Raw genomic sequence first — 12,121 nt, 5'->3', positions numbered from 1 at the left:
TCCGGCCGCAATTCGGCTCTCCAATCCGAAGGTTAGCGACGCTGGACGGTTTGGTTCAGAAGCGGCGGCTCGCGGTGAGGGTGAAGGCATGGATATGGCGGTCGGAGGCGAATTCGCCATCGTAGCCGATCCGGATTGCAGTGCGGTCATTGTAGACAGCGCTAAGTCCCGCCCCCACGATCGCGGCATCCCTTGCCATGCGTGAGGATTTCAAGGTGAAGATCGGGAGGTCGCCGTTTGCGAAAGCGGCTTCGACGCGGCTGTCCGGACGGGAATTGAGTTCCCGTTGCCATTCAGCCCGAACAGTGGGCCGGATATTCCAGGAACCGCGCTCCAGTCCAGCCGATGTTCGCAAGCCGAGACTGCTGCGTACCGATTCCGTCTTGTATCCGGCAACGGCCAATGCGGCATCACCGCCATACTCGATGAACCCGCTTACATCGGCGTAGCGATACTGCAGCCCGACGAAAGGTTGCGCCCGAAGGACGCCGGTCTGCAGGATGCCGCCAACTTCGACCGTCGCCGAGGCGTTATCGCCTTCCACGCCTGCCCGAAGCTGGTCCGAAAAGCCCGACCAAGCGACCTGTCGGCGCAACTTGTACTGGCTCAGGCTATAGGCCGCTGTCGCATCGGCATAGATTTTGCCGTTGGTGTAGCTGGCGTATGGCCCGACACTGGCATTGAACTGGGTAATGCGCGGGTGTTGGGCGCGATCGAGATTGGCGTCGATGCCGTCAATGCCGATCGTGGCGCCAAGGATGAGTCCGTCCATCGCGGTAACATCAATTCCGGCGCGGATCGAGCGGCTGTCAGAGTTGGCGGAAGGCCTGTCTGCCCGCGCCTTGTAATTGCCTTGCTTGAGGCCGCCGGTCAGCATGAAGGTGATGCTTTCTTCTCCGGTCGGTACAGAGCCAGCCGGAGCGTCGAGCATCCGGTCCCGGCGCTCGGCCAGGTAGTCGCGGACTTGCCTGTCAGCACTGTCCATCGACTGGATCGCAAGCCGGGGCAGCAGCTTGTAGGCCCGCGGCGTAAGCTGCCCCAGCGCGTCAGCCTGCGACGCGGCGTCGGGAAGGTCGTCGATGGATTGGAGCAACGGACCATAAGGTGTCGCGCTCGGCGTTGCGATCTGGTCTAGCACGCCCGCGATCGCCGTTTCACCTTGGGTCGATGCATAGTCGCTGTAGGGCGCCGCATTCGCCTGTTCCGCGAATACAGTCAAACCACCGGCGAGCGAGAGACCGCTGACAAGAGCAAGCCTGGCGAAGTCGAATTTCACTGACAAGTCAAAAATCCCCGAAAACTATAGTTCTGGTGCAGGTTGAATGGGTGTTCTTGTCATCCAGGTGTGCTGATGACGCCAGCGCAAGTACGGTCGATGCGGGGATATCATCCATTGCGTATGGAAAGCCCGCGTTGCGTGTCATGAGGCCGCTTTTCAGAGGCTCAAGCTGTAGCGGCGGCGACTTTGCTCTCGCACCTTGTCTTGAGGCGGCGATCTTGTGCGTGCATTCGAAGGCTATTGCGGCCTTGACGAGCCCTTGTCTGAAATAGCTGCGCTTTTGATTGCAAATTTCCTGGAGGTTTTGGGTTGAGCGCCGATGTCCTCACCGTCGTTTCGAGGATGTGAGCGCTCTCCCCGCCTGCTTATGCAAAGCCTGAGGGGAAGTTATAACCACCTCGGTATAGCTGCACGTAAGGCCGAAGGTGTACAAGAGAGATCGCGCGAACGGGCTGCGCGTTGGTTGTCGAGATTGGCCTGTGCGCATGCACACTTCGACATGCTTCCACGTCGCATGCGCCGGCTCTAGCGGCCACCGGCCTCATCCGGCTTTGATCAGCGCGCCTTGGGCCCAGATGAACATTGGCAAGGCCGTTACTCGGCGAATGCAGCGTTCAATTCGTCGTTCGAAATATTCCAGGTTCCTGCCAGAATGCCCTGGCAGCCGAACATCGAGAGCGCGAGAGAAGAGTTCGAACTCTCCTTTGCAAGCTTGGCCAGTTGATCCGACAATGGATCTTCCACTGTGCCGTTCATTCCACGCAAATGGTCGAACCACGCCTCCAGGGCTGCAATGATCGAGGGACAGGGACGTCCCATTTGCCGGTTAGCTTCAAGCGTTTCCAGCCAGCGCTGCGGGATTTTCTGGCTGCCGTCCATCGCAATCTGGGCCAAGCGGTGGTTCAGGGCAGAGTTGGTGAAGCGGTCGAGCAGGGAGGTCGCATAAGCTGCGAGGTCCTGGCCGGGAGATACGGATATCGTCGGCGCGGCTTCATCTCGCATGAGCCCTTCCACGATGGGACGCAGGCGCATATCGGTGATAGCTTCATGTATATAGTCATGTCCTGCCCGAAGCCCCAGATAGGCAAGTGCAGAGTGCGCGCCGTTGAGCATGCGCAGTTTCGCCGTTTCGAATGATGACACATCGGCGACCAGCTCAGCCCCGGCCCGTTCCCAGCGCGGGCGCTCCCCTGCAAAATCGTCTTCGATGACCCATTGACTGAATGGCTCGGTGAATACGGCAGCACGATCTTCCATGCCCAGGCGCTCCGCAAGCCCCGCTCGATCGGCATCGGTAGGAGCCGGAACGATGCGGTCGACCATGGAGGAGGGGCAGCGGCATTCATTCTCGAACCAGGTCATCAAATCAGGCGCGCGGGCTTCGAGGTATTGGCGTATGAGGCGCTTCAATTGGCGACCATTGTGCGAAAGATTGTCGCAACTGAGCAAGGTAAGCCCGGAAATGCCGGCCTCGCTGCGAAGCCTCATGGCCTGGGCAAGGTAGGGATAAAAACTGCCTTCATCCGTACGCGAGAAGTCGAGTGCGCCTTCCGGGGTTTGGCAATAGCCCTTTTCGGTAACGGTAAATGTAACGATCCGGGTTTGCGGGTCCGCAAGTTGCCGTATCAACCGGTCACTTTCATTTGGCGCAAGCAGCACGTCCTGAACAGCGCCGACGAGGCGTGATCGCATGTCTTCCCCTGAGCGCTCGGTCACCGTGTAGAGGCCGTCTTGAGGCTTCATCTCGAGTGAAACGCCGCCAGATCGCAGCGAAACGCCCAGGATCATCCACTCACTGTCGCCAGCATCCATGGCCTTGTCCGTATACCAGGCCTGATGCGCACGATGGAATGCGCCAATCCCGAAGTGGACGATACCCACCGTCCCGCGGTCCCGATCGTAACCAAATCGTTCCTGCACTTGAATTTGCTGCAGCGCGGTTCGATCGGTTCGTCTTGATATCACAGCTTATAGGCCTTCTTGGCGAGATTGTAGGCAAGGTCCTGGGCCAACTCGGCGGCCTCCCAGTCGTTCAGCCGATGCTCGGCCACCAGTTCGGCGAGGAAACCGCAATCTATGCGGCGGGCAAGATCGTGCCGGGCCGGGATCGAGAGAAAGGCACGTGTGTCGTCGTTGAAGCCGACCGTATTGTAGAAGCCGGCGGTCTCCGTCGTTGCCTTGCGGAAGCGTCGCATGCCCTCCGGACTGTCGTGGAACCACCACGCGGGCCCGAGCCGGAGACAGGGGTAATGCCCGGCCAGAGGTGCCAGTTCGCGCGCATAGACGCTCTCATCGAGGGTGAAGAGGATCAGCGTGAAGTCCGGGCGGTTGCCGAAGCGATCCAGCAGGGGCTTCAAGGCAGAGACGTATTCGGTGCGCGAAGGAATGTCCGCTCCCTTATCCCGTCCGAAGGCCTTGAAGATGTCTCTGTTGTGATTGCGATAGGCACCGGGATGAAGTTGCATGACGAGCCCGTCGTCAAGGCTCATGGCTGCCATTTCGGTCAACATCTGCGCGCGGAAGAGTTCCGCGTCTGCCGCACTGCAGTTCTTCCTTATGACGCGCGCAAACAGGTCCTCGGCTTCGCCAGCCGAGAGGTCGGCCGTGCGTGCAGTCGGGTGACCGTGATCGGTGCTCGTCGCGCCCATTTGTGCGAAGAAAGCCCGCCGCTTGCGGTGCGCGTCAAGATATCCGGTCCAGGAATGACAATCTTCACCGGTCAGTTCCGACAGTTTGGCCAGGTTGTCGTGAAAGCCCTCGAACTCCGGATCGACGACCGGATCCGGACGATAGGCCGTGATGACGCGTCCCGACCAACCCGACTTGCGAATGGCCTGATGGTGTTCAAGCCGGTCGAGCGGCCCTTCTGTCGTCGCGATGACTTCGATGTTGAAACGTTCGAAAAGCGCACGTGGCCGAAATGCATCCGTGGCCAGTTTGGCTGTTATCGCGTCGAAGTAAAGGTCGCTGGTCCGCGCTTCCAGGATGACGTCGATCCCGAAAGCTTCTGCGAAGACCCAATCCAGCCATATGCGCGAAGGCGTACCGCGGAACAGGTGGTATCGTTCTGCAAAGAGACGCCACGCCTCGCGCGGATCGGCATCGGACTTGCCAATTCCCAGATCTTGCAGATCCACACCTTGGGAATAGAGCATCCGGAACACATAGTGATCAGGGGCAAGGAGCAGGTCTGCAGCGTTGCCAAATGTTTCATTGGCGGCGAACCAATGCGGGTCCGTGTGTCCGTGCGGGCTGATGATCGGCAGCGAAGCGATGCTTTGATAGAGCTCGCGGGCGATGGCGCGAGTCGAAGGGTCGGCAGGCAGCAACCGGTCCGGGTGCAATTCGAGTGTTCTGGTCATTTCATTCACCGTGCAAGAGGCGCATCAAACTGGCGGCGGGTCATTGTCTTGGCGCTTCCTATCCATCGCCTGTTCATCGTTTGTCACAGGCAGGTTATCAAGGACGGCGATAAAGCCCGCGAAGAGCCGGGTGGCCCCGACTGACTTTGATCATCGAGAGTCCCATGGCGGGGCTCCGGTGGGGGGGAGGGCGGTCCTGAGTTTTCTGCCACTTATCGCCCTGCTGTATATTGGTCAAACCAGTTACAATCCTATTGACAGACCAATGCGGCAGTGTCAAGAATTCCGGTTCATACAAGTCTACGGTTCCGAGGGAAGTGGCCACCATGAAAATTGAGTCTGCCAGGGTAATTGTGACGTGCCCGGGACGGAACTTCGTCACGCTCAAGATCATCACGGACCAGGGCGTTTACGGCATCGGGGATGGCACTCTCAACGGGCGTGAGACTGCGGTCGTCGCTTATCTTGAAGATCACGTCATTCCTTGCCTGATCGGCATGGATCCGCGCAGGATCGAGGATATCTGGCAATACCTGTACCGCGGAGCCTACTGGCGGCGCGGGCCGGTCACCATGCGGGCGATCGCCGCAGTCGACATGGCGCTATGGGATATCAAGGCCAAGATGGCCGGGATGCCGCTGTATCAATTGCTCGGTGGGCGCAGTCGTGACGGCGTGATGGTCTATGGTCATGCCAATGGCTCCGACATTGGTGAGACCGTCGAGGCGGTGGGCCACTATATCGACATGGGTTATAAGGCGATCCGCGCACAAACCGGTGTTCCGGGCATCAAGGACGCCTATGGCGTGGGGCGCGGGAAGCTTTACTACGAACCGGCTGACGCTGCGCTTCCTTCGGTGACGGGCTGGGATACGCGCAAGGCGCTGAACTATGTGCCCAAGCTCTTCGAGGAACTTCGCAAGACTTACGGTTTCGATCACCACCTGCTGCACGACGGACATCACCGCTACACCCCGCAAGAGGCGGCAAATCTCGGCAAGATGCTTGAGCCCTACCAGCTCTTCTGGCTTGAGGATTGCACGCCGGCCGAGAACCAGGAAGCTTTCAGGCTCGTGCGTCAGCATACCGTCACCCCGCTGGCGGTGGGAGAGATCTTCAATACGATCTGGGACGCCAAGGACCTCATCCAGAACCAGCTCATCGACTATATTCGTACAACGGTAGTCGGGGCAGGCGGGATCACGCATCTGCGTCGGATCGCAGACCTGGCGGCTCTCTACCAGATCCGCACCGGCTGCCATGGTGCCACCGACCTGTCGCCGGTCACCATGGGATGTGCGCTGCATTTCGACACCTGGGTGCCCAACTTCGGTATCCAGGAGTACATGCGTCACACCGAGGAAACGGACGCGGTCTTCCCGCACGATTACCGGTTCGACGAGGGCGAGCTGTTCGTCGGCGAAACCCCGGGGCATGGTGTGGACATCGATGAGAAACTCGCCGCAAAATACCCTTACAAGCCAGCCTATCTGCCGGTCGCGCGGCTCGAGGATGGCACGATGTGGAACTGGTGAGATCGCTGGTTGGGAATGACTGAAGTGCGCAGGATCGTCTGCCTCGGCGAATGCATGCTGGAACTCTCGCGCCAACCCGGCGGAGCCGAAGGCTGGCGCATGGGATTTGGGGGAGATACCCTCAACACAGCAGTGCACCTGTCACGGTCCGGCCACCGGGTCTCCTACATGACTGCATTGGGCAGTTGTCCGTTCAGTGAGAACTTGCGCCGCGCCTGGGAAAGCGAAGGGATCGATTGCAGCCTTGTCGCGACCCACCCGACGCGCCGACCCGGTCTCTACGCGATCTCGACCAACCTCGAAGGCGAGCGCAGCTTCACCTATTGGCGAGAAAGCAGCGCGGCACGGGCCATGTTCGAGATCTCCGAGATCGAGGAGGCAATCGCCAAGGCCGAAGCGGCCGATCTGCTCTATTTCTCGCTGATCTCGATGGCGATCCTGCCGCCGCAGGGCCGCAGGGACCTCATCCTTCTGGCAAAGGCGGTGCGAGAGGCGGGAGGACTTGTCGCTTTCGACAGCAACTACCGCCCCTTGCTCTGGGAATCGCGCGAAGCGGCGCAATACTGGCGTGATCAGGCCATCGCGCTCGCCAATATCGGTCTGCCTACTTTTGAAGATGAAGCACAGCTGTGCGATGCGCGAGACGAAGTCGCCGTCGCTGCGCATTGGCAAGGGCTGGGCTGCGAGGAAGTGATCGTGAAACTGGGCGCGCGCGGCTGCATGCTTCCTGACGGAAATGCCTGTGCCGTGCCCTTGGCTGTTACGCCTGTCGATACGAGCGGGGCAGGGGACGCCTTCAACGCCGCTTACCTGGCAGCACGCATGCGCGGCGCATCGGTACTCGAGTCCGCGCTGGCCGGACATCGGCTTGCCGGCTGGTGCGTCATGCATCCGGGCGCCATTCCGCAGCGCGATCCTTCGGCGCCTTATGGGCGCACCGAGCCGAATGCTCTTGCGGAGCCAAGGCGATAACTCCAGATCCGGCAGCGCTGGATCGCGCCGGTGGCACGAAAGAAACGAGACGAGGGAGATGGTCTTGGTGAAATATGATCGACTGGCTTGGATGGCGATTGCCGGGGCCTGCCTACTCCCTGTGACTACGCCGGCCTTAGCTGCATCCCACGCGCAACAGGCGGACGGATTGCGAACCGTCGTTGAACTTGGCGAGGGTTGGCGCTTCCGCAAGGGAGACATTCCTGCGCAATCTCCCGAGTTCGACGATCGAGACTGGTCGACTGTCACGGTTCCGCACACATGGAACAGGATTGGTGAGTACGACGCCTCCGCCCATGTCCCGGGCTCCTCCGGGCGTAAGATCGACAAGTATATGGGGGTGGCGTGGTATCGCCTTTCCTTTGTTAGTCCGGCGACCGGGCCCACCAAGAGAGTTTGGCTTGAATTCGATGCAGCGAGCCGCACTGCCGAAGTGTGGCTCAATGGCAAACGATTGGGCGCACATGCCGGCGGTTTCTCGCGGTTTCGTTTCGACGCGACCGATGCGATCCGTAAGGGAGGGCGCAATTTCCTGGCAGTTAGGGTAGACAATAGCGAACCTCAGCCGGGCAATGCGACGGCCAACACGCTGCCGCTGGCAGGGGATTTCTTCGTTCAGGGCGGACTATACCGTCCCGTGCGGTTGATTGTGACCGATGCCACGCATTTTGCCATGGACGATTTCGGTGGCCCCGGAATCTATGCCCGGACTCAGAGCATTGCGTCAGGCGCTGCGACGGTATCCGTGGAGTCCAAACTTTCCACCGAGCGTTCCGGTCCAGTGCATGGCAGTGTCGTGACGCGTCTTGTCGCGGCTGACGGCACGATTGTCGCGCGCTCGGTATCCCCGTTCCATCTGCAGAGCGGTGCGAAGGTAGAGGTCTCGCAGGAATTGACGGTGCCCGATGCGCACCTTTGGCAGGGAACGGCGGACCCCTATCTCTATTCGCTCGAATCCGAACTGCGCGACGGCAATGGTCGGTTGCTTGACCGTGCCAAGCAATCGTTCGGGATCCGGCAGTTCCGGATCGACCCGGAAAAGGGCTTTTTCATCAATGGCCAGCATGTTGCGCTCCACGGCGTAGGGTTGCACCAGGACGGTATGGAATCCGGCTGGGCGATGACAAAGTCCCAGATCGCGGATCGCTTTGAGACCGTCCGCGACATGGGCGCGAATACCATCAGGCTGACACACTATCAGCATGGCCAGTCCATTCATGACCTGGCAGACAAATACGGACTGGTTCTCTGGGATGAAATCGCGCTTGTCACGGCCTGGACGCTGGACCAGGCGCAGGGCGATGCGCCCCCTGAAATCATGGCACAGGCCCGGCAGCAATTGGTCGAGCTGATCCGCCAGAATTACAATCATCCCTCCGTTGCACTGTGGGGTATTGCCAACGAAGTTGACTTCGGACCGATGCGTCCGGATTTTCTTGGTCGTGGATTGAAGGTCAGTCCCAGCGATCCGACCCCGATGCTGGAAGAGCTAGCGGCCATTGTCCGGCGCGAAGACCCGGATCGGTCCGCTGCGCTCGCTACGTGCTGTGAAGACCGCGATATGCCCGATGTGCCGATAGTCGCCAATGCCGTCCCGGTTTCGGGCGGCAACCGCTATTTCGGCTGGTATTACGGAAAGCCGGAGGAAGTAGGCCCGCATTTCGATGCTTTGCATGCAAAACGGCCATCGCAACCCCAGGCGATTACCGAATATGGTGCAGGTGGGGCCCTTTCGATCCATACGGACAATCCGCTGGGCGGTCCTTTCGACATGGGCGGGCACGATCAGCCGGAGGAATATCAATCCTGGCTGCACGAAAAGACATGGCCGTACCTCGAGGAGCGACCGTTCCTCTTCGCCAGCTGGCTGTGGAACGCGTTCGATTTCGCGACGGTGACGCGAACGGAAGGGGACGCCAAGGATATCAATACCAAGGGGCTGGTCAGCTATGACGGGCGAATCCGCAAGGACGCGTTTTATTACTATCGCGCGCACTGGTCAGATCAGCCTACCGTTCATGTGAATGGCCGCCGTTACGTTCAGCGCGCTTATCCCACGACCGATATCAGCGTTTACAGTAACGCTCCTCGCACCAAGCTGTTCTTGAACGGCAAGGACCTCGGTGAGCAGGGCAAATGCGATAACCTCGTTTGTGTCTGGTCCGGTGTGCAGCTGAGTGCAGGCGCCAATACGGTGGAGGCAGTGGGAAGCTTTGCCGACAGGGACGTGCGAGATGCCGTTTCGTGGAACCTCGATGCCTCGAGGGCCAGCGCCTACTATATCGATAGCGGTGCGCTCGTCGCTGCGCCGGGTTACGGATCGGATACGTTCTTCAATGGGGGAAGGGCGGGCTCGACCGACCAGCATCCACGCGGACGACCACCTGTTCTTGCACCCATCGTCCCCGATGAGGAACATGCGCAGCTCGCCACCTTCCGGGAAGGCACCTTCAGCTATCGCCTCCCGGTTGAGCCGGGCCGCTACAGCATAACCCTGCGTTTCTTAGAACCGAAGGCCACTGCGGGAGAGCGCGTCTTCGATGTGAAGGCCAACGGAAAGACCGTTATTGCCGCCTTGGATGTGGCCAAGGAAGCAGGGGCGCCAATCACGCTGGTCGCTCGCACGGTCACATTGGATGTCACCGAAAACGCGATCGATCTGCAGTTCCTGCCCCGCAAGGGCGATGCAATCGTCTCAACCATTGAAGTGCGCCCCAGCGCCTGATTCTCAAGCATTAGAAGTAGGAAATCATGGCCATCTTCAAAGGTAAGCTGCGTTGGTGGATGATCGGCCTGGTCACCTTGGGCACGATCATGAACTATCTGGCGCGCTCAACGCTTTCAGTCGCAGCGCCGACGCTCAAGGATGAGTTCGGCATGACGACCGAACAATACAGCTGGGTCGTGCTGGCCTTCCAGGCAAGCTATACGGCGATGCAGACGGTGGCCGGTGCCTTGCTGGACTCACTGGGAACCCGGCTCGGTTTCTTCATTTTCGCCATGGGATGGGCTCTGGCCAACATGGGACATGCCCTTGCCACCGGTTGGCCGAGCCTGGCGGCATTCCGTGCGGCACTTGGGGCGACCGAAGCCGCTGCCATTCCGGCCGGCGCGAAAGTGACTTCTGAATGGTTTCCGGCGCATCAGCGTCCACTGGCGACAAGCTGTTTTCAGATGGGTACGAGTGTGGGCTCGATGCTCGCCCCGCCGCTTGTTGCCTTTTGCATCCTTTGGTGGGGCTGGCAGGAGGCGTTCCTGATTACCGGCGGTCTCAGCGTGGCCTGGGCCCTGCTGTGGTGGTTCGGCTACCGCAAGCCGGAGGAGCATCCCGCAATAACGCCCGGCGAATTGGAAGAGCTGAGCAAGAATGATCGGGGGCAAGAGGGAGAAGCGCGTCCGGCGACGCGCGGTGCGGTATTGAGAAGCCGAGGGTTCTGGGCAATCGCCGTGCCAAGGTTTCTGGCCGAGCCGGCATGGCAGACCTTCAATTTCTTCATACCGCTCTACCTCGTATCGGTATGGGGCCTGAACTTGCGCGATATCGCGCTGTGGGCCTGGCTTCCTTTCCTGGCAGCCGACTTCGGTTCGTTGGCGGCAGGTATTTTGCCCAATGCGCTGATGCGACGCGGCGCGGGAATGATTGCGTCGCGCAAGGTGACGATGACAGTCGGTGCATTGTGCATGATCGGCCCGGCCTGCATCGGACTGGCCGGTTCCCCCGGTCTTGCAATTGCTCTCTTTTGCGTAGGCGGCTTTGCCCACCAGATGTTGAACGGAGCGCTCATCACCTTGTGCGCGGACATATTTGACACCCGAGCGGTCGGGACCGCCAGCGGCATGGCAGGTTCAATCGCCTGGATCGGCGGTATGCTCTTCACTTTCCTCATTGGCCAGAGCGCCGACCAGTTCGGTTACGCACCCTTGTTCGTAGCCCTCGGTTGCCTGGATCTGCTGGGGGCATGCGTCCTGTGGGGGCTCTTGCGATCTCCAAAAGGGTCGGCCGGACGTTCATATGGGTGATTTGACCTCTGCCCTGATCAAGTCGATCAGCCAGCGCAGCCCCGGATCGCTTGCGCGGGTCTCATGATATTGGATGATCTGGCGAAGCGGCTCAATTGCCTGTGGCAGTGGCCTGTAAGTGATGCTGAAATGACTCGCGGCGATATGAGCCAGTCGTTCATGCATAATGGCAAGCCTTTGCGTGCCGACAAGCATCCATGGAACAACAGTGAATGAATGGGCGATAATATCCACTTTCCTGGCATGACCCAATAAGTTTAGCTGCCTATCGCCCACTGTCGTGGAGCCCGTTTCACCCAGTGAAACGGCGATATGGCCATATGTGAAGATGTCCTCCATTGTGAATTGCGAAGCGAATAACGGGTGGTTCAGGCACCCTGCCACGACGAAATTATCTTCATAGAGCGGTTCTGTCGGCAAACCGCTCGAACCATACTCGCTCGGTGTAATCATGAGGTCGACTACACCGCGCCGCAGCAAGTCGGCGGAATGACTTTCGGGCGGCATCAGATCCAGCATGACACCCGGTGCGCTCGTCTCCAGCGACCGCAGGAGTGGGCTTAGCAACGCCGCCGAAACATAGTCGGATGCGACAATGCGGAACAATCGTTCCGCACGGGCCGGATCGAACTGGCTGGATGTCGAAATCACCGATTCGGCACTGCGCAGGCATGCCCTGACCCGCGGCAACAGTGTTTCCGCCAGCGGAGTCGGAAACATCCGCCGTCCTTTGACGACCAACAGTTCATCGCGAAAGTAGGCGCGCAGTCGGGAGAGTGCGGCGCTCGTCGCCGGCTGGCTCAGACCGATCTTCTCGCCTGCCCGGGCCGTGTTGCGGGTCTCCATAAGTGCCTCGAAAGCCACGAGCAAGTTCAGGTCCATTCCCTTGAATCGCATCTCGATACTCCGCGTGGTTCTTGTGGCACTTAGGT

8 protein-coding genes are annotated in these 12,121 nt (G+C 59.9%); 4 read left to right on the top strand and 4 right to left on the bottom strand.

The features are described from left to right. Positions 1 to 55: 55 nt before the first annotated feature. The 3 genes from PP1Y_RS03130 to uxaC all read right to left on the bottom strand — a co-directional run bounded on the left by PP1Y_RS03130 (position 56) and on the right by uxaC (position 4,641). Positions 56 to 1,276, bottom strand: a complete 1,221-nt coding sequence (locus PP1Y_RS03130; RefSeq protein WP_041558300.1) for an autotransporter domain-containing protein — start codon at positions 1,274 to 1,276, stop codon at positions 56 to 58. Positions 1,277 to 1,873: 597 nt separating this feature from the next. Further along, positions 1,874 to 3,160: a mannitol dehydrogenase family protein gene (locus PP1Y_RS03125; protein WP_232512328.1), complete on the bottom strand. Its 1,287-nt coding sequence runs from the start codon at positions 3,158 to 3,160 to the stop codon at positions 1,874 to 1,876. Between the two features lie 80 nt (positions 3,161 to 3,240). After that, positions 3,241 to 4,641, bottom strand: coding sequence for a glucuronate isomerase (gene uxaC / locus PP1Y_RS03120; RefSeq protein ID WP_013836644.1), 1,401 nt, complete (start codon positions 4,639 to 4,641; stop codon positions 3,241 to 3,243). A gap of 326 nt (positions 4,642 to 4,967) precedes the next feature. Between uxaC and manD the strand changes: the two genes are divergently transcribed. The 4 genes from manD to PP1Y_RS03100 are packed head-to-tail and all read left to right on the top strand — an operon-like array spanning position 4,968 to position 11,189. Next, complete coding sequence (gene manD / locus PP1Y_RS03115) at positions 4,968 to 6,176, top strand: mannonate dehydratase (protein WP_013836643.1); 1,209 nt, start codon at positions 4,968 to 4,970, stop codon at positions 6,174 to 6,176. A 15-nt stretch (positions 6,177 to 6,191) separates the two neighbouring features. Beyond that, positions 6,192 to 7,148: a sugar kinase gene (locus tag PP1Y_RS03110; RefSeq protein WP_013836642.1), complete on the top strand. Its 957-nt coding sequence runs from the start codon at positions 6,192 to 6,194 to the stop codon at positions 7,146 to 7,148. Beyond that, positions 7,105 to 9,894 carry a glycoside hydrolase family 2 TIM barrel-domain containing protein gene (locus PP1Y_RS03105; protein ID WP_232512326.1) on the top strand — a complete coding sequence of 930 codons (2,790 nt, stop codon included), beginning with the start codon at positions 7,105 to 7,107 and terminating at the stop codon, positions 9,892 to 9,894. Before PP1Y_RS03110 ends, PP1Y_RS03105 begins: the two co-directional genes overlap by 44 nt. Positions 9,895 to 9,920: 26 nt before the next feature. Next, on the top strand, positions 9,921 to 11,189 hold the full coding sequence (locus PP1Y_RS03100) for an MFS transporter (RefSeq protein WP_013836640.1): 1,269 nt from the start codon (positions 9,921 to 9,923) through the stop codon (positions 11,187 to 11,189). Here PP1Y_RS03100 and PP1Y_RS03095 read toward each other — a convergent pair. Next, positions 11,178 to 12,086, bottom strand: coding sequence for a LysR family transcriptional regulator (locus tag PP1Y_RS03095; protein WP_013836639.1), 909 nt, complete (start codon positions 12,084 to 12,086; stop codon positions 11,178 to 11,180). The genes PP1Y_RS03100 and PP1Y_RS03095 overlap by 12 nt on opposite strands. Positions 12,087 to 12,121 lie beyond the last annotated feature (35 nt).

This window comes from Novosphingobium sp. PP1Y (genome assembly GCF_000253255.1).
GTDB lineage: Bacteria > Pseudomonadota > Alphaproteobacteria > Sphingomonadales > Sphingomonadaceae > Novosphingobium.
This window is presented reverse-complemented; position numbering and strand designations above follow the sequence as displayed.

Excerpts from the sequence above, each read along its gene's own strand:
- uxaC (WP_013836644.1), bottom strand. The coding sequence starts at position 4,641 with ATGACCAGAACACTCGAATTGCACCCGGACCGGTTGCTGCCTGCCGAC.
- manD (WP_013836643.1), top strand. The coding sequence starts at position 4,968 with ATGAAAATTGAGTCTGCCAGGGTAATTGTGACGTGCCCGGGACGGAAC.
- PP1Y_RS03110 (WP_013836642.1), top strand. The coding sequence starts at position 6,192 with ATGACTGAAGTGCGCAGGATCGTCTGCCTCGGCGAATGCATGCTGGAA.
- PP1Y_RS03105 (WP_232512326.1), top strand. The coding sequence starts at position 7,105 with ATGGGCGCACCGAGCCGAATGCTCTTGCGGAGCCAAGGCGATAACTCC.
- PP1Y_RS03100 (WP_013836640.1), top strand. The coding sequence starts at position 9,921 with ATGGCCATCTTCAAAGGTAAGCTGCGTTGGTGGATGATCGGCCTGGTC.
- PP1Y_RS03095 (WP_013836639.1), bottom strand. The coding sequence starts at position 12,086 with ATGCGATTCAAGGGAATGGACCTGAACTTGCTCGTGGCTTTCGAGGCA.